The organism is Pseudomonas sp. S5F11, from assembly GCF_019641515.1.
Classification (GTDB): domain Bacteria; phylum Pseudomonadota; class Gammaproteobacteria; order Pseudomonadales; family Pseudomonadaceae; genus Aquipseudomonas; species Aquipseudomonas rhodesiae.
The window spans coordinates 4619406-4646013 of record NZ_JAIFJZ010000001.1 but is presented as its reverse complement, the minus strand read 5'-3'; the positions used below and the strand labels follow the sequence as shown (position 1 = coordinate 4646013).

At 57.8% G+C, this 26608-nt stretch carries 13 protein-coding genes, 2 tRNA genes and 3 rRNA genes; 1 reads left to right on the top strand and 17 read right to left on the bottom strand.

Annotated features, from left to right (window positions below; genetic code table 11):
* The 17 genes from recD to mrcB all read right to left on the bottom strand — a co-directional run bounded on the left by recD (position 1) and on the right by mrcB (position 24880).
* A complete protein-coding gene (recD, locus tag K1567_RS20930; protein ID WP_034115084.1) occupies positions 1 to 2058 on the bottom strand; it encodes an exodeoxyribonuclease V subunit alpha in 2058 nt (685 codons plus the stop codon).
* Positions 2055 to 5729 carry an exodeoxyribonuclease V subunit beta gene (gene recB, locus K1567_RS20925; RefSeq protein ID WP_034115085.1) on the bottom strand — a complete coding sequence of 1225 codons (3675 nt, stop codon included), beginning with the start codon at positions 5727 to 5729 and terminating at the stop codon, positions 2055 to 2057. Before recB ends, recD begins: the two co-directional genes overlap by 4 nt.
* Positions 5726 to 9178, bottom strand: coding sequence for an exodeoxyribonuclease V subunit gamma (recC, locus tag K1567_RS20920; RefSeq protein ID WP_220698831.1), 3453 nt, complete (start codon positions 9176 to 9178; stop codon positions 5726 to 5728). The genes recB and recC overlap by 4 nt, the downstream gene beginning before the upstream one ends.
* Before the next feature lie 133 nt (positions 9179 to 9311).
* Positions 9312 to 9427, bottom strand: a 5S ribosomal RNA gene (rrf, locus tag K1567_RS20915).
* Positions 9428 to 9578: 151 nt separating this feature from the next.
* Positions 9579 to 12470 (bottom strand): 23S ribosomal RNA (locus K1567_RS20910).
* Positions 12471 to 12717: 247 nt separating this feature from the next.
* A tRNA-Ala gene (locus K1567_RS20905) sits at positions 12718 to 12793 on the bottom strand.
* A gap of 30 nt (positions 12794 to 12823) precedes the next feature.
* Positions 12824 to 12900, bottom strand: a tRNA-Ile gene (locus K1567_RS20900).
* 81 nt (positions 12901 to 12981) lie between these two features.
* A 16S ribosomal RNA gene (locus K1567_RS20895) occupies positions 12982 to 14518 on the bottom strand.
* Together the 16S, 23S and 5S rRNA genes with 2 tRNA genes alongside form the textbook arrangement of a ribosomal RNA operon.
* A gap of 545 nt (positions 14519 to 15063) precedes the next feature.
* Positions 15064 to 15684 carry a protein-methionine-sulfoxide reductase heme-binding subunit MsrQ gene (gene msrQ, locus K1567_RS20890; protein ID WP_169868952.1) on the bottom strand — a complete coding sequence of 207 codons (621 nt, stop codon included), beginning with the start codon at positions 15682 to 15684 and terminating at the stop codon, positions 15064 to 15066.
* Positions 15684 to 16697, bottom strand: a complete 1014-nt coding sequence (msrP, locus tag K1567_RS20885; RefSeq protein ID WP_169868953.1) for a protein-methionine-sulfoxide reductase catalytic subunit MsrP — start codon at positions 16695 to 16697, stop codon at positions 15684 to 15686. Before msrP ends, msrQ begins: the two co-directional genes overlap by 1 nt.
* A 63-nt stretch (positions 16698 to 16760) precedes the next feature.
* Positions 16761 to 17618: a CDP-diacylglycerol--serine O-phosphatidyltransferase gene (pssA, locus tag K1567_RS20880; protein ID WP_034100654.1), complete on the bottom strand. Its 858-nt coding sequence runs from the start codon at positions 17616 to 17618 to the stop codon at positions 16761 to 16763.
* Positions 17619 to 17761: 143 nt separating this feature from the next.
* The gene (ilvC, locus tag K1567_RS20875; RefSeq protein WP_003194132.1) at positions 17762 to 18778 is read right to left on the bottom strand and encodes a ketol-acid reductoisomerase; all 1017 of its coding nucleotides are present in this window, start codon (positions 18776 to 18778) and stop codon (positions 17762 to 17764) included.
* Positions 18779 to 18825: 47 nt separating this feature from the next.
* Positions 18826 to 19317 (bottom strand): acetolactate synthase small subunit, encoded by a 492-nt coding sequence (gene ilvN / locus K1567_RS20870; RefSeq protein ID WP_003176102.1) that lies wholly within the window; start codon positions 19315 to 19317, stop codon positions 18826 to 18828.
* A 2-nt stretch (positions 19318 to 19319) separates the two neighbouring features.
* Entirely contained in the window at positions 19320 to 21044 is a 1725-nt protein-coding gene (locus K1567_RS20865) for an acetolactate synthase 3 large subunit (RefSeq protein ID WP_034100944.1), read from the bottom strand.
* A gap of 431 nt (positions 21045 to 21475) precedes the next feature.
* Positions 21476 to 21805, bottom strand: a complete 330-nt coding sequence (locus tag K1567_RS20860) for a YqcC family protein (protein ID WP_034100655.1) — start codon at positions 21803 to 21805, stop codon at positions 21476 to 21478.
* Complete coding sequence (locus tag K1567_RS20855; protein ID WP_034100657.1) at positions 21805 to 22539, bottom strand: M48 family metallopeptidase; 735 nt, start codon at positions 22537 to 22539, stop codon at positions 21805 to 21807. Before K1567_RS20855 ends, K1567_RS20860 begins: the two co-directional genes overlap by 1 nt.
* Positions 22540 to 22555: 16 nt before the next feature.
* Entirely contained in the window at positions 22556 to 24880 is a 2325-nt protein-coding gene (gene mrcB, locus K1567_RS20850; RefSeq protein ID WP_220698830.1) for a penicillin-binding protein 1B, read from the bottom strand.
* A gap of 118 nt (positions 24881 to 24998) precedes the next feature.
* On the opposite strand from mrcB, the gene K1567_RS20845 reads away from it, so the two are divergent.
* Positions 24999 to 26555, top strand: coding sequence for a bifunctional aminoglycoside phosphotransferase/ATP-binding protein (locus tag K1567_RS20845; protein WP_034100660.1), 1557 nt, complete (start codon positions 24999 to 25001; stop codon positions 26553 to 26555).
* The last annotated feature ends 53 nt before the right edge of the window (positions 26556 to 26608 follow it).

Below are 26608 nucleotides of genomic sequence, written 5' to 3'. Positions count from 1 at the left end.
TTAGGCGCCTTGATCCAACTCCAGCATCAACCCACTCAAGCGCTTGACCTTGCGCCGCACCGCTTCCTCAAACACACCGCCGCGCGGCTCGATCAGGCTGAACCAGCGCTTGGCGCGGGTGATGCCGGTGTATATCAATTCTTTGGTCAACACCGGGTTCAGGGCGTCGGGCAGGATCAGCGCAGTGTGGGTGAATTCCGAGCCTTGGGATTTGTGCACGGTCATGGCGTACACGGTTTCCACATCGTTCAGGCGGCTGGGCAGCACGAATCGCACGCCGCCCTGGCCGTCATTACGTGGGAAAGCCACCCGTAGCACCTGAGGGCCACCGTCGCTTTCGGGCAGTTTGAGGGCGATGCCGATATCGCCATTCATCAGGCCCAGGCCGTAGTCGTTGCGCGTCATCAGCACCGGGCGACCTTCGTACCATTGCTCGTCACCCTCGATCAGCCGCACTTTACGCAGCGCCGCGGTGATTCGCAGATTCAACCCCTCCACACCCCACGGACCTTTGCGCACGGCGCAGAGCAATTGGAACGCGTCGAAGGCCTGCAACAATTGCTGCGCCCAGGCCGTCCAGGCGTGGTCGTCACGGGGGGTGGCGGGTGACGGACGCGCCGATTGCAGCAGGTTCAGGTAATAGCGATAGCCCTCGGCACCGCCGCCCTGCCCGTCCAGCACCAGGCGCTCAAGCGCGTGGTCGTGTTCGCCCTTGAGGCTGACGCAGAACAGGTCGCTGTGGCTGCGCGCGGCCAGCAGCTTGCGGGCCTCTTCGGCTTTTTGCTGGTTGACCCAGCGCGCCAGTTGGCCGATGCCGCTACCTTCGCCGAACCGCCGCGAATAGCGCAGCATCACCACTTGTTGCGCCAGGGGGTGGCTGTGGTCCAGGTCTTCGCTCAGGCCGCTGGTGCTGAGGTCTTCACCGCTGACGGCTTGTAGCCACTGGCGCGTGTCGGGGCTGTACCAACCGGCTTCGGCGTCGCGGCATAAATCGCCGAGCACGGCACCGGCTTCCACCGAGGCCAGTTGATCCTTGTCGCCCAGCAATACCAGACGGGCGTGAGGCGGCAGCGCGTCCAGCAGATTGGCCATCATCTCCAGGTCGATCATCGAGGCTTCATCCACCACCAGTACATCCAGGGGCAGCAAGTTGCCCGCATGGTGACGGAAATGCCGAGTGCCAGGGCGACTGCCCAGCAAACGGTGGACGGTGGTGACTTGGGTCGGGATCTTTTCCCGCACCGTATCGGGAACACTCAGCGACAGCACTTGCTGGCTGATGGATTCGGTCAGGCGCGCCGCCGCTTTGCCAGTGGGAGCGGCCAGGCGAATGCGCAGCGGGCTGCCGGATTCCACGGCCGGCGCCTGCAACAGCGCGAGCAGGCGCACCACAGTGGTGGTCTTGCCGGTGCCGGGGCCGCCGGTAACGATGCTGAACGCCCCTCGGGTAGCCAGGGCGCAGGCGAGTTTCTGCCAGTCCACTACGCCGTCGGGCGCGGGTTGAGCGAACAGGCCATTGAGCCGCTCGGGCAAATCGGCGGTGAAGTTTTCCTGTGTCGCCAGGCGCTGGCGCAATGCGGAATCGATGCGTCGCTCGTAGGTCCAGTAGCGCCGCAGGTACAGACGTTTCCCCGACAGCACGAGGGGCCGGCTTTGTGCCGCTTCACTGCCGTCGAGTGCAAGGGCGACCAACGAGCTGGCGGCCAGTGCATGGCACCAATGGGCGCCATCGAGGCCATCGAGCAACTGCGACGGAAGCAACATCGCGCCGGTCTGCAGGTCGCCTTCGGGCGGTAGGGACAGGGCAAAATCCGGCGCCTTTAGGGTTTCGAACAGATCAAGGCAGACGTGCCCGTGACCCAATTGGTGGCTGGTCAACGCCGCCGCGAGCAACACTAGAGGATCGGCCTGGGGATCGAGTTCGTGCAGGAAGCCAACGAAAGCCTTATCCAGCGCCCGCAACCAGCCGCGCTCGACCCAGCGTTCCAGTAATTGCACCAGATCGGCGGAGCGTTCCAGCGGCGCTAGTGCCTCCAGCGGTAATGGCGACAGGCTCATAACAGCACTCCTTGTTCCCAGGCCGGCTCAGTTTTGGGTGGCAGCGGTTTGCCTTGGAACAACAGGTCCAGGCCTTCGATCAGCGCCCGTGGCGGCCGGGTGAAATACGCGCCTTGGCTGGAAGACTGGGTGCCGCGCAGGAACAGATACAGTGCGCCGCCAATGTGGCGGTCGTAATCGTAGTCGGGCAACCGTGCCTTGAGCTGGCGATGCAGGGCCAGTAGGTAGAGGACATATTGCAGGTCATACCGATGCTCAAGGATCGACTGTTCCATGGCTTGCGGGGTGTAGGCCGAATCGTCAGGCCCGAGCCAGTTGGATTTGTAGTCGGCCACGTAGTAGCGGCCATCGTGTTCGAACGTCAGGTCGATAAACCCCTTGAACATGCCGTTGAGCAGCACTGGTTCGGCAGCCACCCGGGCGACGCCGTCATGGGTGTACTGACACACCAGTTTATCCAGGGCGAGCACATCGACCTTATGACTGGCGAACCAGAACTCCATCTCGATCTGATAGTGCCGCAAGCCGCTCAAGGCCACGCGACCGTTATCCACAGGCAGTGGCGTGTGCAGCAGATGGCCCAGCCAGGCACTGAGGGTAACGATCCACCCCTCCCAGTTGCGCCGATTGCAACGCGCGCCGACGGCTTGTTCGATGGCCTGCGGCGTCACGTTGAAGCCTTCTTCACCCGCCCATTCCAGCAAACCGTGCAGGAAGGTACCGGGGTTGGGGCCGCGTGGGAAACGGTGAATGTCGCCACCAGACGCTGCCACTTCACGCGGTGCATCCGGGTCCAGGCGCTCGTCATCGAACAGCTTTTGCGCTTGTGGGTTTTCGGGCGCTTCGAGGGTCGGGCTGCTCAGGCTGTCGCCAATACGCAGCGCGCTGTAGGAAGCAATCCACCAGTTTTCCGCCGCCTTGCGGCTGGGCAACAACGGCGCGAGCAGCGTGGCCTGGTTGCGCGGCGGGTGGAACAGCACCTCTTGCGCCTCAGGCACTTGGGCGTAATGGATGGCTGGGCAACCGTCCTGCAAATCCAGCAGCCAACGGGCCAGGCCCGCCGACTCGCGCAGCACATTGCCGCCGCCAAGCAAATAGCCCAGCGCACACAAGTGCAGGACCGAACTACTGCTGTTGCCGCGCTTGAGGTCGGCGATGCCCAGCCAGCACGCGTGCTTGGCGCGGGTCAGGGCGACATAAAACAAGCGCAGGTCTTCGGCCAGCCGCTCGTCGTCAGCCTGGGCAATCAGCTCGGCGGTCGGGCGCAGGCTGACCTGGGATTTGCCATGTTCATCGTGGTAGTGCAGCGGCAGGCGGCTGCCGTCCACGGGTTTGGTCGAACAAATAAACGGCAGAAACACCAGGTCGTATTCCAGACCTTTGGATTTGTGGATGGTGACCACTTTGACCAATTGCTCATCGCTTTCCAGGCGTAGGATCTGCTCTTCACCGGCTTGACCCGAGAGCGCCAGATGCTCGGCCAGGTGGCGGATCAACGCTTGTTCGCCGTCCAGCTCCGAGGCGGCCTGTTGCAGCAGTTCGCTCAAGTGCAACAGGTTGGTCAACACACGTTCGCCGTCGCTGCGGGCGATCAGGGTTTGCGGCAATTTGAAGTCGTGCAGCAAACGCCGCAGCATCGGTAGCACGCCTTGGGTGCGCCAAATCGCACGGTAACCGCGAAACTGCATAACGCGGCTTTCCCACGCCAATTCGTCCTGATTCAGACGCTCCAGTTCGGGCAGCGACAGATTCAACGTGACACACGCCAGGGCGGCACGCAGGGGGCGCTCCATATCCGGCTCGGCGCAGGCCTTGAGCCAGGCCAACAGGTCATGGGCTTCCTGGGCGGCAAACACCGAGTCCTTATCGGACAGGTACACGCTTCGCACACCCCGAGCGGCCAATTCCGCACGCACGGCTTGGGCCTCCTTGCCGTCGCGGACCAGGATGGCGATATCCGACGGCAATACACCTTTGAAGCTGGCGTCCGGCTGTAGGAAACCGGCCTTGCCTTGCTGCCCGGCATTGAGCAGCTCAACAATCTGCGTAGCACAAGCAGCAGCCAGCTGCTGGCGGTACACCGCGTTGGAAATCGGCTGGTCGGTTGCCAAGTGCCAGAGGTTCATCGCCGGCACAGGCTGGCCGTCGACCAGCAAGGTCTCTTTGCGGCCTTGGGACAATACCGGCTGGAACGGCACCGGGTTATCGCCATTCGGCTCGCGGAACAGAAACGCACCGCGCCCGGACTCCGCACGCTGGAACACATGATTCACTGCGTCGACCATGGCATGGCTGGAGCGGAAGTTGGTGCCCAGGGTGTGATGGCGGCCGAGTGTGGATTTACGTGCGCGCAGGTAGGTGTAAATGTCGGCGCCACGGAAAGCGTAGATCGCTTGCTTGGGGTCACCGATCAGGAACAGGCCGCTATCCAGGTGGTTTTCTTCGATGCGATAGATGCTGTCGAAGATGCTGTACTGCACCGGGTCGGTGTCCTGGAACTCATCAATCAACGCGACCGGGAATTGCTCGCGGATCACGCTGGCCAGGCGCTCGCCGCCCTCTGCTTGAAGGGCCGCGTTGAGGCGGATCAGCATGTCATCGAAGCCCATTTCGGCGCGTCGGCGTTTTTCCTCTTCGAAGCGTTTACCCACCCAGGCGGCGGCGTGTTGCAACACGGCGGCGTCCGGGGTGGGCAACGCGTCAAGGCTGGCTTTGAGGTTGGCCATGGCATCGATACCGGGATGCCGGGGCGGCTCGCCTTTCCAAGCTTCGGCCATGCCCTCGGGCGTAAGGCGTGTGAAGCCGGTGCCGATGTCCAGTTGCTCCTGGGTTTCGTCGCTTGCCCAGGCACTGATTTTTTCGAACCAGGGCTCGAAATAGCGCGCTTGCATCTTGCGACCGTCGACGGCTTTGGCAGCCACGGCCTGCAGGCAAAGATCGCGCAGTTCGGCGGCCCATTGCTGCCAGGGCGCTTTGAGGGCGACCAGCGCTTCGCGGCGCTCCTGCAAACAGGCGTTGATCAACTCGGCGGGATCGCGGGTTTCGTCGCTGGGACGCTCGCTGCCGAACAGCGCGCGCACGCGCGGCATCAGCGCAGCGGGGCCGCCCCAATGAGTGCGCACCCAGTTGAGGGCATCGTCGTGCATCGGGTAGCAGAACAGCCGCCAGTAATCGCGCAGTACTTCGCCGAGCAGGTCGCTGTGATCGGTTTCCAATGTCTGGGTAAACAGGCTGCCGCTGTCGAACGCATGTTCGCGCAGCATGCGCTGACACCAACTGTGGATGGTGGACACAGCCGCTTCGTCCATCCACTGGGCAGCGATGTCCAGGCGGTTAGCGCAGGCGGGCCACTGCTCAGGCGCATAGTGCACACGCAGGTCGGCGATCAGAGCGTCGGGCGACGGGATCTCATCGCGGAAAAACCGCGCGGCCTCAGCCAGGCGAATGCGGATACGCTCACGCAGCTCCTTGGTGGCGGCGTCGGTGAAGGTCACCACCAGGATCTGCGGCGGCAGCAATTCACGACCAAAACCCCACGCATCGCCGCCGTGGCCAAGCACCAGGCGCAGGTACAAGGCGGAAATTGTGAAGGTCTTGCCGGTGCCGGCGCTGGCTTCAATCAGCTGGCTACCTTTGAGTGGGAAGGCCAGGGCCAAAGGTGTGCTGCTCATGCGCGGGCCTCCTCGCCAGTAAGTGATCGCCACGGCGCATCAAGCATGGGTCGGTACAGTGTTTCGCACCAACCTTCGAATTCTTCGCTGGCCACCAAGGCTGCGTAATCCGGAAATTGGCGCGTGAGCGCGGGGGTTTCCCGGCGTTCGCCGTCGGTGGTCAGCCCGTCGCCTTCGTAGGCTTTGCTCGCCGCGGCATGGGCTTTGGCCGGATCGGTCTGGCCCAACCAGGCGAATGCGGTCTTGACCGCCACCGGCAGCGGCTTGCGCATGCCGCTGCGCCAGGCCAGGAGCAGGTGGCCGAGGATATCCTGGGCGAGCGCTGGGTCCAGCGGGGCCAACAGCAAGGTGTCATCACTGGCCACTAGGCCGGTACTCAACGGCAGCCCGCAAGCGCAGGCCACCAGATGATTGACCCACGGGCGGATCAGACGATGCCACTTGCGTGTCTTGATCGAGCCGATGCTATTAGGAATGGTGCTGACGCTGAGCAACCCGCCATCACTGCGCCGATGCAGCCCACTGATCCAGCCTTCCAACCTGATCCCCTGATGCTCAAAACTGACCGGTTCCGTCGCGGTATGCGGGATTGGCCATAGGGCCAGTAGTTGCTGGTAGCGTTGCAGCAGGCCGGGCAAAGGCTCGATCAGTTCGTTGCGCAGACATTCGCCGAAACCAACCATGGGCAGCAGGCCACTACCTTGTAGGCGCTGGGCCTGGGCCTTGAGCGCCTGGTCGAGGTGCTCCGGTTGGCTCAGCGCGGCATTGAGCAGGCTGTCGCTCAGGCTGTAGCGTTGCAGAGCATCAAGGACGAAGGGTTCCTCATCGGCCAGAGGTACTTCGGCGGCCTCAAAGAACACTTTCAGACGCTGACTGAAGAAATGTTTAACCGGGTTGCGTAGGAAATCCTGTAACTGACCGAGACTTAGAGGTTCTTCTTGCTGATGCTGCGCCAATTCCGGCTCCGTGCCGGTGATGGGCGCGTCCTCGTGCAATACCTGCCATTCGCGGGCGTAGCTGAACAGCGGATCGCCTGCGTGGAAATAGCGGGCGCTGAACGGCTGCAATGGGTGTTCCTGGGTCAGCGCGTCAATGACGGGGGCGTCGTTTGCCGCGTGTTTCCAGCCGCTGGCGAGATGATCGCGCAACTGGCCGATCAGCACCGAAGCCGGACGCTCGCTGTTGTCGCGGATGCTGCGGCCGACCCAACTGATGTAGAGCTGGTCTCGGGCAGAGAGCAGGGCTTCGAGCAACAAGTAACGGTCGTCTTCGCGACGGGACCGGTCGCCTGGGCGGTAGTCGCTGCCCATCAGGTCGAAGTCCAGCGGTGGCTGGGCGCGAGGGTAATCGCCGTCGTTCATACCCAGCAGGCAGACGAGCTTGAAGGGAATGGCACGCATGGGCATCAGGGTGCAGAAATTGACAGCTCCGGCGAGGAAACGCTGGGACAGTCGGCCTTGATCCAGACCGGCGAGCCAGGCTTCGCGGACCACGGTGAGCGGTAACTCGTCCTGCAGGCCGACGGACTCACAGGTTTCCAACCAGGTTTCTCGCAGCTGTTCCAGTTGGCTCAGCAGATAGTCATCGTGTTCACTACTGGCCAGGAAGAACCGCTGCATCAAGTCTTGCAAGCGCTCGCCCCATTGCTGCGGCGCTGCTGGCTCGGACAAGGTCTGATGAGCGTCACTCAGCGCATCGAGCAAGGCAACCAGCGGGCCAATCAGCGCCGCGTCGAGGCCGCCAATTTCGTCGTAAGGTTCGATACCTTCGCAGGCCGCGCCACTGCCCACCGCATACCCCAGCAACATGCGGCGCAGGCCGAATCGCCAGCTGTTCTGTTCAAGCTCAGCAGGCAGGCCCAGGCCGGCACGTTGTTGCGCGTCGAGCCCCCAGCGGATACCGGCGCCTTCGATCCAGCGATGCAGCGTCGGCAGGTCGCGTTCCTTGATTGCAAAGCGTTCGCGCAGGGCGGGAACGTCGAGCAGATCGAGGATTTCGCTGACGGGGAAGCGGCTGTCGGGGAGTTTAAGTAGATGCTCGACTGCGATCAGCAACGGATCGCGGCCGCGTTGGCCCTGGTCCGTCAGGGTGAACGGGATAAAGCGCGGATCGTTGCGCTCAAGCTGACCGAACACAGCACGGATATGCGGCGCGTAGCTGTCGACATCCGGGACCATAACGATGATGTCACGAGGACGCAGCGTGGGATCGGCACTGAAGCGCTGCAGGAGTTGGTCGTGCAGCACTTCGACTTCACGTTGCGCGCTGTGGGCGATGTGGAAACGGATAGACGAATCATGCTCCAAGTCGACAGCGGGCCATAGATCGCGGGTTTCATTGAGTGGGCGCAGTTCGAGGATATCGTCCTGCAACTGATTGAGCAGTGTGGTCGGGGTGCTCTCGCTGAACAGATCGATGCGTCCATCGCGGAATGCGGCGCGGTAGCTATTGGGATCGTCGTAACTGTCCAGCAGGCTGATGTAGTCGCGCCCCTGTTTGCCCCAAGCAGCCAACAGCGGATGGGCATGCTGGTGCAGGGTTTGCGGGTCGATACTGATCGGCATGCCGGCTTTACGTGCCTGGCGTTTGTATTCGTTTCGAAGCAGGTCTTTGTCGGCGACGATGTCGGACCAATGGTGGCGACAGGGGTTGTGTACGCATAACAGAACTTGACTGAAACGAGCCAGACCGGCGAGTGCTTCGAGAGCCTGGGCGGGCAATGACGAAATACCGAACACGATGACCCGTGAAGGGAGGTCGGGTGGAGCTTCCTCGAGGGTATTGATGCGTTCGATAAAGCGCTGATGCACGCCGGCACGGCTTTCGGCCATGCCCTCCTCACCCACATCCAGCAGCAATGCACGCCATAACTCGGCTTGCCAGCAGTTCGCCGGACTGAGGGGCTTGGCCTCACCTCGTCCATTGCGCAGTTGATGCCGACCGGCGGCCCAATCTTCAAGCCAGTCGGCGCGGTAGACCTGATATTGGTCGAACAGGTCGGCCAAGCGTTCGGCCAATTGGTAGCGTTTGCGCAGGTCGGTGTCGTGGGTTAGGAAGCGCTGCAGCGGCTCGAAGTGCGGTTGGTCAATGAGCTCGGGCAGTAGGCGCATCAACCGCCAAGTGAGTGGGGCTTTATCGAGCAAGGATTTGGGGGGGATTTCGTCACGCCCCAGGACCATGCGATAGAGCTGCCACATAAAACTGCCGGGGAGTTGTACGTCGATGGCAGCAGCGATGCCGCAGCCGCCCATGTCATCGTCTTCCGGATCTTCAGCCAATGCCAGCTTGAGCCACTGGGCAATACCGTTGCTTTGTACCAATGCAATTTCATTTTCCAGGGGCGCTAGGGGATACCGGCGCATCCAGCTAACCACCAGGCTGCGCAACTCATCCAAGCGGTTACCGTGAACCACCATGAATCCAGCGCTGAGGGACATCGCATCCGGCATAACAGCTTCCTTGGGAAAGCAAAATCGGGGGTATGGACTTTAGCACCGAAGTCGGCGCTGATGATGCCCACGGCTTTTCGAGCGCGCAAAACAAAACCCCAACTGCTTTCGCAATTGGGGTTTCGGAATTTAATCTTGACGATGACCTACTCTCACATGGGGAAACCCCACACTACCATCGGCGATGCATCGTTTCACTTCTGAGTTCGGGATGGGATCAGGTGGTTCCAATGCTCTATGGTCGTCAAGAAATTCGGGTACTGACTCGTGACCTTTTGGCCTCGCTTCAGCAAATTGGGTATGTGACAGCTGTCGGTGTTTTGTGAGCATCGAACTTTCGGTTCATTGCGTCTTCACACACCGCAATCTGGCCTTTCGACTCAAATTGCTTGGGTGTTATATGGTCAAGCCTCACGGGCAATTAGTATTGGTTAGCTCAACGCCTCACAGCGCTTACACACCCAACCTATCAACGTCGTAGTCTTCGACGGCCCTTCAGGGAACTCAAGGTTCCAGTGAGATCTCATCTTGAGGCTAGTTTCCCGCTTAGATGCTTTCAGCGGTTATCTATTCCGAACATAGCTACCCGGCAATGCCACTGGCGTGACAACCGGAACACCAGAGGTTCGTCCACTCCGGTCCTCTCGTACTAGGAGCAGCCCCTCTCAAATCTCAAACGTCCACGGCAGATAGGGACCGAACTGTCTCACGACGTTCTAAACCCAGCTCGCGTACCACTTTAAATGGCGAACAGCCATACCCTTGGGACCGGCTTCAGCCCCAGGATGTGATGAGCCGACATCGAGGTGCCAAACACCGCCGTCGATATGAACTCTTGGGCGGTATCAGCCTGTTATCCCCGGAGTACCTTTTATCCGTTGAGCGATGGCCCTTCCATACAGAACCACCGGATCACTAAGACCTACTTTCGTACCTGCTCGACGTGTCTGTCTCGCAGTCAAGCGCGCTTTTGCCTTTATACTCTACGACCGATTTCCGACCGGTCTGAGCGCACCTTCGTACTCCTCCGTTACTCTTTAGGAGGAGACCGCCCCAGTCAAACTACCCACCATACACTGTCCTCGATCCGGATAACGGACCTGAGTTAGAACCTCAAAGTTGCCAGGGTGGTATTTCAAGGATGGCTCCACGCAGACTGGCGTCCACGCTTCAAAGCCTCCCACCTATCCTACACAAGCAAATTCAAAGTCCAGTGCAAAGCTATAGTAAAGGTTCACGGGGTCTTTCCGTCTAGCCGCGGATACACTGCATCTTCACAGCGATTTCAATTTCACTGAGTCTCGGGTGGAGACAGCGCCGCCATCGTTACGCCATTCGTGCAGGTCGGAACTTACCCGACAAGGAATTTCGCTACCTTAGGACCGTTATAGTTACGGCCGCCGTTTACCGGGGCTTCGATCAAGAGCTTCGCGTTAGCTAACCCCATCAATTAACCTTCCGGCACCGGGCAGGCGTCACACCCTATACGTCCACTTTCGTGTTTGCAGAGTGCTGTGTTTTTAATAAACAGTCGCAGCGGCCTGGTATCTTCGACCGGCATGAGCTTACGGAGCAAGTCCTTCACCCTCACCGGCGCACCTTCTCCCGAAGTTACGGTGCCATTTTGCCTAGTTCCTTCACCCGAGTTCTCTCAAGCGCCTTGGTATTCTCTACCCAACCACCTGTGTCGGTTTGGGGTACGGTTCCTGGTTACCTGAAGCTTAGAAGCTTTTCTTGGAAGCATGGCATCAACCACTTCGTGTTCTAAAAGAACACTCGTCATCAGCTCTCGGCCTTAAGATCCCGGATTTACCTAAGATCTCAGCCTACCACCTTAAACTTGGACAACCAACGCCAAGCTGGCCTAGCCTTCTCCGTCCCTCCATCGCAATAACCAGAAGTACAGGAATATTAACCTGTTTTCCATCGACTACGCTTTTCAGCCTCGCCTTAGGGACCGACTAACCCTGCGTCGATTAACGTTGCGCAGGAAACCTTGGTCTTTCGGCGTGGGTGTTTTTCACACCCATTGTCGTTACTCATGTCAGCATTCGCACTTCTGATACCTCCAGCAAGCTTCTCAACTCACCTTCACAGGCTTACAGAACGCTCCTCTACCGCATCACTTACGTGATACCCGTAGCTTCGGTGTATGGTTTGAGCCCCGTTACATCTTCCGCGCAGGCCGACTCGACTAGTGAGCTATTACGCTTTCTTTAAAGGGTGGCTGCTTCTAAGCCAACCTCCTAGCTGTCTAAGCCTTCCCACATCGTTTCCCACTTAACCATAACTTTGGGACCTTAGCTGACGGTCTGGGTTGTTTCCCTTTTCACGACGGACGTTAGCACCCGCCGTGTGTCTCCCATGCTCGGCACTTGTAGGTATTCGGAGTTTGCATCGGTTTGGTAAGTCGGGATGACCCCCTAGCCGAAACAGTGCTCTACCCCCTACAGTGATACATGAGGCGCTACCTAAATAGCTTTCGAGGAGAACCAGCTATCTCCGAGCTTGATTAGCCTTTCACTCCGATCCACAGGTCATCCGCTAACTTTTCAACGGTAGTCGGTTCGGTCCTCCAGTTAGTGTTACCCAACCTTCAACCTGCCCATGGATAGATCGCCCGGTTTCGGGTCTATTCCCAGCGACTAGACGCCCTATTAAGACTCGCTTTCGCTACGCCTCCCCTATTCGGTTAAGCTCGCCACTGAAAATAAGTCGCTGACCCATTATACAAAAGGTACGCAGTCACAGAACAAAGTCTGCTCCCACTGCTTGTACGCATACGGTTTCAGGATCTATTTCACTCCCCTCTCCGGGGTTCTTTTCGCCTTTCCCTCACGGTACTAGTTCACTATCGGTCAGTCAGTAGTATTTAGCCTTGGAGGATGGTCCCCCCATATTCAGACAAAGTTTCTCGTGCTCCGTCCTACTCGATTTCATGACTAAGAGATTTTCGCGTACAGGGCTATCACCCACTATGGCCGCACTTTCCAGAGCGTTCCGCTAATCTCAAAGCCACTTAAGGGCTAGTCCCCGTTCGCTCGCCACTACTAAGGGAATCTCGGTTGATTTCTTTTCCTCAGGGTACTTAGATGTTTCAGTTCCCCTGGTTCGCCTCTTGCACCTATGTATTCAGTACAAGATAACCATCTTATGATGGCTGGGTTCCCCCATTCAGACATCTCCGGATCAAAGTCTGTTTGCCGACTCCCCGAAGCTTTTCGCAGGCTACCACGTCTTTCATCGCCTCTGACTGCCAAGGCATCCACCGTATGCGCTTCTTCACTTGACCATATAACCCCAAGCAATCTGGTTATACTGTGAAGACGACATTCGCCGAAAATTCGAATTTCTCAACTAAGAGAACTCACAAATTTTACCTTAGCCTGATCCGTTACCAGTGAAAGTAACGTTCAGTCTATCTTTCTATCACATACCCAAATTTTTAAAGAACGAACTAGTCAAAGACTAGAAATCAACATTCACCATCGACACGATGGAATGCTCATTTCTAAGCTTTATACAAACAGAAGCAGTAGTGGTGGAGCCAAGCGGGATCGAACCGCTGACCTCCTGCGTGCAAGGCAGGCGCTCTCCCAGCTGAGCTATGGCCCCGTATTTCTACAGGCGTTTCCCACACAAAATTGGTGGGTCTGGGCAGATTCGAACTGCCGACCTCACCCTTATCAGGGGTGCGCTCTAACCAACTGAGCTACAGACCCAATTTCGGGCTGCTTCTTTCGTCTTCTTCAATGAATCAAGCAATTCGTGTGGGAACTTATGGAGCAGCTGATGTCGTCGATTAAGGAGGTGATCCAGCCGCAGGTTCCCCTACGGCTACCTTGTTACGACTTCACCCCAGTCATGAATCACACCGTGGTAACCGTCCCCCCGAAGGTTAGACTAGCTACTTCTGGTGCAACCCACTCCCATGGTGTGACGGGCGGTGTGTACAAGGCCCGGGAACGTATTCACCGCGACATTCTGATTCGCGATTACTAGCGATTCCGACTTCACGCAGTCGAGTTGCAGACTGCGATCCGGACTACGATCGGTTTTATGGGATTAGCTCCACCTCGCGGCTTGGCAACCCTCTGTACCGACCATTGTAGCACGTGTGTAGCCCAGGCCGTAAGGGCCATGATGACTTGACGTCATCCCCACCTTCCTCCGGTTTGTCACCGGCAGTCTCCTTAGAGTGCCCACCATTACGTGCTGGTAACTAAGGACAAGGGTTGCGCTCGTTACGGGACTTAACCCAACATCTCACGACACGAGCTGACGACAGCCATGCAGCACCTGTCTCAATGTTCCCGAAGGCACCAATCTATCTCTAGAAAGTTCATTGGATGTCAAGGCCTGGTAAGGTTCTTCGCGTTGCTTCGAATTAAACCACATGCTCCACCGCTTGTGCGGGCCCCCGTCAATTCATTTGAGTTTTAACCTTGCGGCCGTACTCCCCAGGCGGTCAACTTAATGCGTTAGCTGCGCCACTAAGAGCTCAAGGCTCCCAACGGCTAGTTGACATCGTTTACGGCGTGGACTACCAGGGTATCTAATCCTGTTTGCTCCCCACGCTTTCGCACCTCAGTGTCAGTATCAGTCCAGGTGGTCGCCTTCGCCACTGGTGTTCCTTCCTATATCTACGCATTTCACCGCTACACAGGAAATTCCACCACCCTCTACCATACTCTAGTCAGTCAGTTTTGAATGCAGTTCCCAGGTTGAGCCCGGGGATTTCACATCCAACTTAACAAACCACCTACGCGCGCTTTACGCCCAGTAATTCCGATTAACGCTTGCACCCTCTGTATTACCGCGGCTGCTGGCACAGAGTTAGCCGGTGCTTATTCTGTCGGTAACGTCAAAACCATCACGTATTAGGTAACGGCCCTTCCTCCCAACTTAAAGTGCTTTACAATCCGAAGACCTTCTTCACACACGCGGCATGGCTGGATCAGGCTTTCGCCCATTGTCCAATATTCCCCACTGCTGCCTCCCGTAGGAGTCTGGACCGTGTCTCAGTTCCAGTGTGACTGATCATCCTCTCAGACCAGTTACGGATCGTCGCCTTGGTGAGCCATTACCCCACCAACTAGCTAATCCGACCTAGGCTCATCTGATAGCGCAAGGCCCGAAGGTCCCCTGCTTTCTCCCGTAGGACGTATGCGGTATTAGCGTCCGTTTCCGAACGTTATCCCCCACTACCAGGCAGATTCCTAGGCATTACTCACCCGTCCGCCGCTCTCAAGAGAAGCAAGCTTCTCCCTACCGCTCGACTTGCATGTGTTAGGCCTGCCGCCAGCGTTCAATCTGAGCCATGATCAAACTCTTCAGTTCAAACATCTTTGGGTTTTTAAGAAACCCTAAACTTGGCTCAGCAATCGTTGGTTACATCTTTGATTTCTCGCGGAGTAACTTGTGATGCTGATAATCTTGTTGACTATCAGTCTGACTCCACAAGCACCCACACGAATTGCTTGATTCAGTTGTTAAAGAGCGGTTGGTTAAGATCTTTCGTCTCAACCGAGGCGCGCATTCTACAGCAGCCTCATTTGCTGTCAAGTGATTATTTTCAGAAGTTTTTGAAGATTTCCTCAACAACTTCAACCACTTGCGCTTCCGATCTCTCGTTAGCGGGAGGCGAATTCTACAGCGTTACACGCTGCTGTCAACACCTCTTTTTCTCCGCTTTCGATCGAGAAGATCGAAACGTTAATAGAGCCAAACAACACTGCTCTACCAACTCCTTCTGGGCTTCGATGAACTGAAGCGATCCGCTGTCGAATCTTGCGTAACTCTTTGTTTACCAAGGAGTTTTCCGTTTCGACTGCGCCGGAAGTGGGGCGAATTATAGACTTCTGGAATCTGCCGTCAAGCGTTAATTACACCTTTTCCGCAGAAGATGGCTTTTTCGCCATAAGTCGGGGGATACGGCGCATTAATGGGGGTACCCGCAACGCCAAAAGCAGCGCCCCTATAAAGGCGTAGACTGCCCACTCCTTCAGATCTGCCCTCACGATCCACAACATATGCAATAAACCAAGACCAAGAATCACATACACAAAGCGATGCAGCTTCTTCCAACGAGTACCCAGCCGACGCTGGCTATAGCGATTCGAAGTCACGGCCAAGGCTAACAAGCCCAGGAACCCGAATGCTCCGACGATAATGTAAGGTCGCTTGCGCAACTCCACTCCCAGTTGTGACCAGTCCAACCCTAAGACAAAGACACAATAAGTAGCCAAATGCAGCACCACATAAGCAAAGCACCACAACCCCAACTGCCGACGCACCGCTATCCACCCCGACCACCCAGTGAGCTTCTGCATCGGCGTCATTGCCAGAGTGATCAGCAACAGGACCAACGTGCCCAACCCCAAGCGATCAACCAACACCTTGCCCGGATCAGGCCCCAGCGCAAAACTCCATGCTTGATACAACCACCACAACGGCCATATCGCTACGGCGATAAAAACGCCGACACGCCAGATAGGATGACGCATCAATAGTTCTTCCGCAGGTCAAGGCCCGTATAAAGAGAAGCCACCTCTTCCGAGTATCCATTGAACATCTGCGTTTCACGCACGTTAGGACTGAAAAGGCCACTTGGCAGCCGACGCTCCCGCGCCTGAGTCCAACGAGGGTGATCGACAGTGGGGTTCACATTTGCATAAAACCCATACTCATCCGCAGCGATGCTTTGCCATGTGGTTTTCGGTTGCTCACTGACCAGGCTGATACGCACAATCGACTTCACACTCTTAAAGCCATACTTCCACGGCACAACCAAACGTAACGGCGCGCCATTCTGGTTAGGCAGCTCCCGCCCATACATGCCCACGGCAAGAATCGCCAAAGGGTTCATCGCCTCATCCAAACGCAAGCCTTCCACATAAGGCCAATCGATCAGAGCGAAGCTAGAACGCTGACCCGGCATGCTTTTTGGGTCCTGCAAAGTCTCGAAACGGATGTACTTGGCCTTGGACGTCGGTTCGACCTGCTTAAGCAAAGCGGCAATCGGAAACCCTATCCATGGAATAACCATCGACCACGCCTCGACGCAGCGTAAACGGTAGATTCGTTCTTCCAATTGATAAGGTTTCATGAAGTCTTCAAGGGCATAACGCCCAGGTTTCGCCACCTCACCATCGATCACAACACTCCAGGGCTCAGTCTTGAGCGCACCGGCATTTTTTGCCGGATCGCCCTTGTCGGTACCGAACTCATAGAAGTTGTTGTAGTGGGTTGCGTCCTTGAATGGAGTAACTGCCTCATCTTTGACCGTTACCGCTTGCCACTTTGTAGCAGGCAGCTTTTCGGTAAACCACCCAGGCGCCCTACCCGGTTCGACGTCGGCATAACGCGCAGCATCCTCCGCACTCGCCCAACGTGGAAGACTGGTGGCGGCAATGCCGGCAAGTGCGCCACCGAGCAGGCTGCGACGAGAGAGGTAAAATGATTCAGGCGTGACGTCCGACTCATGGGAATCGGACGCTTTAGGCAATTTGATTAACATGGCAACTCCGCAGCATTGGAGGACTGATGCACCAATAGACTGTGGAGTATGGGGGAAATTACATTAAGGCAACGTTTTGTCCCGACGCAGACGCAGCAAATACTGAATCGGGCCCGACGCGGCATAAACCAGGAATGCCAGCAGCAGAATCCGCGGCGGATCGCTGAACACCACGGCGAACACCAGCACCACGACAAGAATCGCCACGAAAGGCACACGCCCCTTGAGGTCCAGCTCCTTGAAGCTGTTGTATTTGATGTTGCTGACCATCAACATCCCGGCAGCCGCCACCATCAAGGCCACCAGGAACGACATTTTCGACCCCTGGATACCGTAATCACTGAACGCCCAGACAATACCCGCCACCACTCCCGCAGCAGCCGGACTGGCCAAGCCGATAAAGTAACGCTTGTCCGCGGTACCCACTTGGGTATTAAAGCGCGCCAGACGCAAAGCGGCACCCGCGACATAGATAAAGGCAACCATCCAGCCAACCTTGCCCATATCACCCAGCGCCCAAGCAAACGCCAGTAATGCAGGGGCGACGCCGAATGCCACCATGTCCGACAGCGAGTCGTATTCGGCACCAAATGCACTTTGCGTATTGGTCATCCGCGCTACACGACCATCCAGACCATCAAGCACCATGGCCACAAAAATCGCGATAGCAGCAAAACCGAAATATTTGCTGGCACTCGCCGCGTCGCCCGCCGCCAGTGCACTTTGGGCGCTCATGGAGTTGATGATCGAGTAGAAGCCGGCGAACAGGTTCGCGGTGGTAAACAAGTTAGGCAGAAGATAGATGCCACGATGCCGGACCTTGCGGCCTTCCGCGTCATGCCCTTCTTCAACATGCTCATCAATCGGCAGCATGCTTTCGGCGTCGGAAGCCTGGTTTGGCTCTTCGGGACGTTCGCTCATGGACTTTACCTTGCAACAGTTTGAAAAATTCGACAAAGACTTGCGGCGAGTGTTCGCCAGCAAACGATGCAGCTTTATACCAGAACCGGCCAGCCAAACGAAAAAACGCGGCCTAGGCCGCGTTTTTCTTTGATGCGTACGACTTAGTTTTTGGCTTTGTCGACGATCTTGTTGGCACCGATCCACGGCATCATGGAGCGCAGTTGCTCGCCGATGACTTCGATACCGTGAGCAGCGTTGTTACGACGCTTAGCGGTCATCGAAGGGTAGCCGGTAGCGCCTTCGCTGATGAACATTTTGGCGTACTCGCCGTCCTGAATGCGTTTCAGGGCGTTGCGCATGGCCTGACGGGACTCGGCGTTGATTACTTCCGGACCAGTCACATACTCGCCGTACTCGGCGTTGTTGGAGATCGAGTAGTTCATGTTGGCGATCCCGCCCTCGTACATGAGGTCAACGATCAGCTTCAGTTCGTGCAGGCATTCGAAGTAGGCCATTTCCGGCGCATAGCCAGCTTCAACCAGGGTTTCGAAACCAGCTTTTACCAGTTCAACGGTACCGCCGCACAGAACGGCTTGTTCGCCGAACAGGTCGGTTTCAGTTTCGTCTTTAAAGGTGGTTTCGATGATGCCGGTACGACCGCCACCCACGCCAGCAGCGTAGGACAGCGCAACGTTCTTGGCGTTGCCCGATGCGTCTTGGTAGATCGCGATCAGGTCAGGAATACCGCCGCCTTTGACGAACTCGGAGCGTACGGTGTGGCCCGGCGCTTTCGGCGCGATCATGATCACGTCCAGGTCGGCGCGTGGCACAACCTGGTTGTAGTGAATTGCGAAGCCGTGGGAGAAGGCCAGGGTGGCGCCTTTTTTGATGTTCGGCTCGATTTCGTTCTTGTACAGCGAGGACTGGAACTCGTCCGGGGTCAGGATCATGACCAGGTCGGCAGCAGCAACCGCGGAAGCAACGTCAGTCACTTTCAGGCCATGAGCTTCAGCCTTGGCTACGGTGGCCGAGCCTTTGCGCAAACCAACAGTCACGTCAACGCCAGAGTCTTTCAGGTTGCAGGCTTGCGCGTGACCTTGGGAGCCGTAGCCGATGATGGCGACTTTCTTGCCCTGGATGATCGACAGGTCACAATCTTTATCGTAATAAACTTTCATGAGGTTCCTCTATATATCCAGGCCTTAAGGCCATTCGCTAATTTGGGTTAGATGCTGAGTACTTTGTCGCCACGGGCAATCCCGGTGACACCACTGCGTACGGTTTCCAGAATCGAGGCTGTCCCGATCGACTGGATGAAGCTGTCCAGTTTGTCGCTGGTACCAGTCAGTTGAACGGTATAAACGCTGGCGCTCACATCGACGATCTGCCCGCGATAGATGTCGGTAGTCCGCTTGATCTCAGCACGTTGGGCGCCCGTGGCCTTGACTTTAACCAGCATCAGCTCGCGCTCGATGTGAGCGCTTTCCGACAGGTCGACCAGCTTGACCACTTCGATCAGCTTGTTGAGGTTCTTGGTGATCTGCTCGATCACCTCATCGTGGCCTACGGTTGTCAATGTCAGACGCGACAGAGTCGGGTCTTCGGTCGGCGCCACTGTCAGGCTTTCGATGTTGTAGTTGCGTTGCGAAAACAGGCCGACAACACGAGACAGAGCGCCGGGTTCGTTCTCAAGAAGCAGGGAGATGATATGCCGCATGATTACGTACGCTCCGTCTTGTTCAGCCACATGTCGCGCATAGAGCCGTCTTTGATCTGCATCGGGTAGACGTGCTCGCTGGTATCCACCTGAATATCGATGAACACCAGACGATCCTTCATGGCGAACGCCTCTTCCATCTTCGGCTTCAGATCTTTCGGATCAGTGATGCGAATGCCAACGTGGCCATACGCTTCTACCAACTTGATGAAATCTGGCAGCGACTCCATATAGGAATGGGAGTGACGGCTGTTGTAACTCATGTCCTGCCATTGACGCACCATGCCCAGCACGCCGTTGTTCAAGCAGACGATCTTGACCGGCAAACCGTACTGCAGGCACGTCGACAGTTCCTGGATGTTCATCTGGATGCTGCCTTCACCGGTGACGCACGCAACATCGGCGTCCGGGAAACTCAGCTTCACCCCCATAGCGGCGGGAAAACCAAAGCCCATGGTGCCCAGGCCGCCGGAGTTGATCCAGCGGTTCGGCTTGTCGAACTTGTAGTACTGCGCGGCGAACATCTGGTGCTGGCCCACGTCGGAGGTCACAAAGGCGTCGCCCTTGGTCACTTCGCACAGGGTTTCGATCACGGTTTGTGGCTTGATGATGCTGCCGTCACCCTTGTCGTAAGGGAACAGGCCGCGATCACCGCGCCACTCATCGATCTGCTTCCACCAACTGGCCACCGACTCCTTGTTAGGCGTCTCGCCGATATCCTTAAGCGCGGCGACCATTTCGGTCAGCACGCTCTCTACAGGACCCACGATCGGCACGTCGGCCTTGATGGTCTTGGAGATGGACGCCGGATCGATGTCGATATGGATGATCTTGGCATTTGGGCAAAACTTGCTCGCGCCGTTGATAACCCGATCATCGAAACGTGCGCCAACCGCCAGAATGACATCCGCGTGGTGCATGGTGAGGTTAGCGGTGTAGCTGCCGTGCATACCGAGCATGCCGACGAACTGACGGTCCGTACCCGGAAACGCACCGAGCCCCATCAGTGTGTTGGTCACCGGCAAGTTGAGCAGCTTGGCCAGTTCGGTCAGCGGTGCGGAACCGCCGCCCAGGATCACACCACCGCCCGAGTACAGCACTGGGCGCTTGGCCGCCAGCAACATCTCTGCGGCCTTGCGGATTTGCCCTGAGTGCCCACGGACCGCCGGGCTGTAGGAACGCAGCTTGGCTTTTTTGGGGAAGACGTATTCGAATTTTTCCGCCGGGTTGGTCATGTCTTTCGGAACATCGACAACGACAGGGCCCGGACGACCGGACTGTGCGAGGTAGAAGGCCTTTTTCATGACTTCCGGGATTTCCGACGGATGCTTGATCATGAAGCTGTGTTTCACGATCGGCCGGGAAATACCAATCATGTCGGTTTCCTGGAACGCATCGGTTCCCACCATGGTGCTGGGCACCTGGCCGGAAATGATCACCATCGGGATGGAGTCCATATAGGCCGTCGCAATGCCGGTAATAGCATTGGTTGCGCCTGGGCCGGAAGTTACCAGCACTACACCGGCTTTACCGGTGGCGCGGGCATAACCGTCAGCCATATGGGTCGCGGCTTGTTCGTGGCGAACCAGGATGTGGGTAACAGCCGGTTCCTTGAACAGCGCGTCGTAAACATGCAGAAGAGCACCACCTGGGTACCCGTAGATATAGTCGACGCCTTCGTCACGCAAAAAGCGGACGAGCATCTCACCACCAGATAAAAGCTCCACGTTGTTCACCTCTAAAACGCCAGAATACCGTCCGTTAAAAACCGACGGGTCTTAATAGGTTTACTTCTCAACAGAGCATGAGCGACGGTGGTCGCCGACTACGTCAGCACTGACTGAGCAAGTATTGGGATCGTCCCAAGTGTTGCGGGCTTTTCCCACCCAGCGCGAGGTAACGCGTTGCGGGTGTAACAGGTCGGCGCGGATGTGCGCCTCATGATCTGCTGAGCGGGCCTGCTTCTGGCAGTCCCGATACAGCGGACTTTGGATTCTTCTGTTTCAGGCCCTTCAAGTCAAGCAATAATTGCGCTTTTTTCCAACTAAGCGCATGAGAACGTAGAAGAAAGGGCCGTGAGGAGGGATAAAACTCGCCTGAATGTCGTGAAGCGGTAGAAATATGCGCAAGACTGCCGAAAAAGCCGGCAGTCAGGCAATTAACGAGCGTCGACGATCAATTGATCGAACTTTTTCAGCGCGTTGCGCAATCCGAGGCTTTCCTGAGGCCGGTCTACATAGACCATCTCGGCCATTTCTAGAATCCCCGACGCGCGTGGCAAAGGCAGATCCTGTTCAAGGATGTGCTTCATGCGCGCCAGGAAGATCCATTGCAGCCACTGGTGGAAATCCAGCGTATCCACCGAAAACGGCTCAACACTGCTGAGTGCTTCAGAGCTGGGGGGAACCTCTTCCCACCAGCCTTGCACGCGCAGCTCTCGCTCAATCAGCAATAACTGTTCGGCAATCGCAGGAAAACGCCCATCCATCAGAGGTTGACCTTGGCTTTCTGGCGGGCCTGGGCGGCGCCGGCGGCATCGCCCTGCGCGGCGCGCGCGTCGCCGATCAATGCCCACAGGCTGGCTTGCAGGTCTGGGCGACCATTGGCCAGGCTCAAACCCCGACGCGCGAATTGTTCGGCCTGCGGCGCGTCGCCCTGAGCCATGCGCACCTGCGCCAGGCGATACAGGACCTGAGGTTCTCGGGGTGCGACACGTTGCGCGCGTTCAAGGCTTGAGGACGCGCCGTTCAAATCGCCACCCGCCTGTTGCTGCTGAGCAGTGGTCAACAAAGCCAGCACCGGCCCGTCCAGTTGCTCGTCAGCCGACAAGCCGCCTGCATTGGAAGACGACGGAATGCCGCTCGGCGAGGACGGCATGTTATAGGTGCCTTGATTGACCGGCGCCGTTTGAATCGGCGTGGCGTCGATCGGGCCGGAAGTGCTTGGCCCTGGTGTCCACGGCTCGGCACTGATCGGCGCCGAAGTCGCGGCACCGCCGCCGGGCACCATCACCACCACGCCCGAGTCCTGCGGCACCGCTTGAGCTGCGGCCTGGACGGGACGCTTGGTCACGGTTTGGCGGAAGCCGCCATTGGCCGAGATCCGGTCGCTATTGGAAACGGCCGTGCTCGAGTCCACCACTGGAATGGAACCGCGTTGCACGCTGGAGCAACCGCCGAGCAAAGCCAGCGCTGTAATAGCTGGAAACCACCACTTGTTCACTTGAAACCCTCTTTGCTTAGTTCATCCAGCCCTTGACCCAGTCCATCACCGATTCTGCGTCAGCAGGGGCACCGCCACCGCACGCAGCACCGGGTGGTGGTTCGCTGCCGCGAATATACGGCATCTGCACCGCGCCCGGGCAGTTGGCATCAGAGCCCTGACCGGTGTGCGGATCGATCCAGGCCTGCACGATGTTATCCGGCTGCGGCATGTTCAACGGGAGCGGGTCAGCCTTGCGCATAAAACTGGTCCAGACCTGCAACGCACCTGTCGCACCGGTGAACGGTGTCTTGCCATTATCGTCGCGCCCCAGCCATACAACGGCCAATACATCCTGACCAAAACCGGCGAACCAACTGTCCCGCGAATCGTTACTGGTGCCGGTCTTGCCCGCCAGCGTCAGATTGGACGGCAGCACCTTATAGACCGAACTGCCAGTACCTTCGCGCATTACGCGCTGCATGGCGTTCTGGATCAGGTAGATGGAACCCGCGTCGAAACGCTGCTGAATCTGGAAAGGATAGCGCTTGAGCGGCTCCCCTTCGGCGGTCAATACACTGCGGATGCCCCGCATCGGCGTATTGAAGCCACCGTTGGCCAGGGTCTGATACATCGTTGCCACTTCCATCGGCGTCATCGCGCCAGCGCCCAGCAGAATGGATGGAAACGCTGGGAATTCACGAGTAATGCCCAGTCGCGCCAATGTCTTGAGCACATTCGGCACCCCCACTTCCAGACCGAGGCGAGAGGTGGAAATGTTGTAGGAATGCGCCAAGCCCTGGTACAGGAATACCGTGCCATGGGAGCGGCGATCAAAGTTCTGCGGGGTCCACACCTGACCATCCCCGCCCTTGACCGACAGCGGATCGTCCGAGAGCCAACTCGTGAGCGTGTATTTGCTCGGCTTTTCCAGTGCGGTCAGGTACACCGCCGGTTTAACCAGCGAGCCGATCGGGCGCACAGCATCCAAGGCGCGGTTGAACCCGGCAAAGCTGGCCTGACGACTGCCGATCATGGCCTGCACTTCACCCGTTTCAGGGTTAGTCACCACCATTGCCGCTTCCACTTCGTCGGAACCTTTGCGCCCGGTCAGACGCTTGAAGGTGTCGTTGACCGACGCTTCAGCCTTCATCTGCAGGATCGGGTCAAAACTGGTGAAGATTCGCAGCCCCTCCTCGGTCAAGTCTTCGTCGCGATAGTCTTCACGTAACTGGCGTTTGACCAGATCGATAAAGCCTGGGAATGAGCTGTCCGCCAACTTGCCGCGGGAGGTCACGCCCAATGGCATTTTCTTGGCCGCGGCAACCTGCTCGGCGTTAGCAACGCCCTGCTGCTCCAGCACGTCCAGTACCAGGTTGCGGCGCTCCAGCGCACGCTCCGGATTACGACGCGGATTGTAATAGGAAGGCCCTTTGACCATGCCGACGAGCAGCGCTACCTGGTGCAGCTTCAATTCGGACAGCGGCTGGCCGAAGAAGAACTGACTGGCCAAGCCGAAACCGTGCACTGCGCGCTGACCATCCTGGCCGACGAACACCTCATTAAGGTATGCCTCAAGGATTTCCTGCTTGCTGTAATGCAGTTCAAGCAGCATCGCCATCATGGCTTCGGTGAGCTTACGGGTCAGGCTGCGCTCGTTGGTCAGGTAGAAGTTCTTAACCAATTGTTGCGTCAGCGTACTGCCGCCCTGGGTCATTTTGCCGCCAGAGGTGTTCACCCAGATCGCGCGGGCAATCGACTTGGGCGAGACGCCCCAGTGGCTGTAGAAATCGCGATCCTCTACTGCAACCAAGGTTTCCAGCAGGTAAGGCGGCACCTGATCCAGCTTGATCAGGATGCGATCTTCAAGGTTTTTAGGGTAAATACCGCCGATCATCAGCGGTTCCAAACGAACCACAGGCAGTTTGGAACCATTGAGCGACGACAGTTCGGCCACATAATCGCCGGAGAAGCGCACGCGTACCGGCTGAGGCTTTTCCAGGCCTTCATAGAATTGGAAGCCACGAGTGTTCAAGTCAACCGTATTACCGCTGACGGCGGCGGCACCCGGGCCATTGCTGACCGGCTCACGGCGATAACCGAGCGCGTCGAGCTCGGTGAGGAAGTCATCCTTGCTCAGCTTCTGGCCAGTGAACAGCTCCAGCGGGCGGGCGTAGACCTTGGCCGGGATAGTCCAACGTTTACCAGAGAACTTCTCTTGGACCACAGCGTCGAGGTACACCGCAAAGCCGGCGAGCACTACAAGACCGACAAGGCCGAGCTTGAGCGCCCAGCCCAACCAGGGGCGCAGGCTGCGGGAAGGTGTTTTTTTACGGGAGCGGGGAGATCGGGTTCGAGTCATGGCGGCGGATTATACGCATTTTATCGATGATCAACATGAGCCGGACAGCGGTTTGCACGACCGCCTACAGCGGCCATAATGCCCGACATGATTTCCCCAAGACTCTGAAGGATCGCCCGTGAGCCAGTCCCTGATCGCAGCCCTGCAAGACCCGGCGTTGTACCCCCATCCGGTAGAAGCGTTCCAAGTCATCGAAACCCATATCTCCTGGGTCATTTTGACCGGCCCCTTTGCTTATAAATTGAAGAAACCGATGAACTTCGGCTTTCTGGACTTCACCGCCCTGGAAGATCGCCGGCATTTCTGCAACGAGGAATTGCGCCTCAACCAACGCCTGACCCAGGATTTGTACCTGGAAGTACTGCCGATCACCGGCACCGCCGAATCGCCACAACTGGGCGGTGACGGCCCTGTGATCGAATACGCGCTGAAGATGCGTCAGTTTCCCCAAAGCCAACTGCTCAGCACCTTGCAGGCCAATGGCGAACTGACCGCTGCGCACATCGATGAAATGGCCCGGCAGATCGCGCACTTTCACCTCAGCGCCCCTCATGTACCGCAAGCTCACCCCGCCGGGACCCCGGACGAGGTGATGGCGCCGGTGCGACAGAACTTCGAGCAGATCCGCCCGTTCCTCAGCGACAAGGCCGACCTGGCTCAACTCGACGCCTTGCAAGCCTGGGCCGAAAGCAGCTTCGAACGCCTCAAGCCGCTAATCGCGCAGCGCAAGCTCGATGGGTTCACCCGCGAGTGCCACGGTGACATCCACCTGGGCAACGCAACCCTGATCGATGGGCAAGTGGTGATCTTCGACTGCATTGAGTTCAACGAACCGTTTCGCTTCACCGACGTTTACGCCGACACCGGTTTCCTGGCCATGGACCTGGAAGACCGCGGCCTCAAGTCCCTGGCTCGCCGCTTCATCAGTCAGTATCTGGAACTGACCGGCGACTACCAGGGCCTTGAGTTGCTGAATTTCTACAAAGCCTACCGTGCCCTGGTCCGCGCCAAAGTCGCGCTGTTCAGCATGCCGAGCGAAGCCAGCCCGGTGCAACGGGCCACCACCCTGCGCCAATATCGCAACTACGCCAATCTGGCGGAAAGCTACAGCACCATTCCATCGCGCTTTCTGGCGATCACCCACGGCGTCTCGGCCGTCGGCAAAAGCCACGTCGCCATGCGCCTGGTGGAAGCCTTGGGTGCTGTGCGCCTGCGGTCGGATGTAGAACGCAAACGCCTGTTCGGTGAACAGCAGGTAGAAAACACACCTCAGGCGGGCATCTATGCCGCCGACGCCAGCACCAAGACCTACGCACGCCTGAATGAAATCGCCAACATCGTGCTGCGCGCCGGTTTCCCGGTGGTGCTGGACGCGACGTTCCTCAAACGTGAACAACGCGATGCTGCCGCCAAGGTCGCCGAAGCCACTGGTGCGCCGTTTCTGATTCTGGATTGCAATGCGCCACAAGCGGTCATCGCCAGTTGGTTGGCGCAACGCCAGGCGGAACAAAACGACCCGTCCGACGCGACCCTGGCAGTTATCGAGGAACAGCAGGCCCATCGCGATCCCCTCACGCCGGAAGAGTTATTGCAGAGCAAGCGGGTGGAAACCAATCAAAGCGGAACCCTGGATGCACTGGTCGCGCAAATTCGTCAGCGTCTGCCAGGCTTGTAAGAAAAATTTATTGGTCGCGTCGTCTACTTAAACGCGCGACCGCACAATAGTGG

Coding starts and splice junctions, on each gene's coding strand:
- mrcB (WP_220698830.1), bottom strand. CDS start 24,880: ATGACTCGAACCCGATCTCCCCGCTCCCGTAAAAAAACACCTTCCCGC.
- ilvC (WP_003194132.1), bottom strand. CDS start 18,778: ATGAAAGTTTATTACGATAAAGATTGTGACCTGTCGATCATCCAGGGC.
- msrP (WP_169868953.1), bottom strand. CDS start 16,697: ATGTTAATCAAATTGCCTAAAGCGTCCGATTCCCATGAGTCGGACGTC.
- pssA (WP_034100654.1), bottom strand. CDS start 17,618: ATGAGCGAACGTCCCGAAGAGCCAAACCAGGCTTCCGACGCCGAAAGC.
- recD (WP_034115084.1), bottom strand. CDS start 2,058: ATGAGCCTGTCGCCATTACCGCTGGAGGCACTAGCGCCGCTGGAACGC.
- ilvN (WP_003176102.1), bottom strand. CDS start 19,317: ATGCGGCATATCATCTCCCTGCTTCTTGAGAACGAACCCGGCGCTCTG.
- K1567_RS20860 (WP_034100655.1), bottom strand. CDS start 21,805: ATGGATGGGCGTTTTCCTGCGATTGCCGAACAGTTATTGCTGATTGAG.
- recB (WP_034115085.1), bottom strand. CDS start 5,729: ATGAGCAGCACACCTTTGGCCCTGGCCTTCCCACTCAAAGGTAGCCAG.
- msrQ (WP_169868952.1), bottom strand. CDS start 15,684: ATGCGTCATCCTATCTGGCGTGTCGGCGTTTTTATCGCCGTAGCGATA.
- recC (WP_220698831.1), bottom strand. CDS start 9,178: ATGCCGGATGCGATGTCCCTCAGCGCTGGATTCATGGTGGTTCACGGT.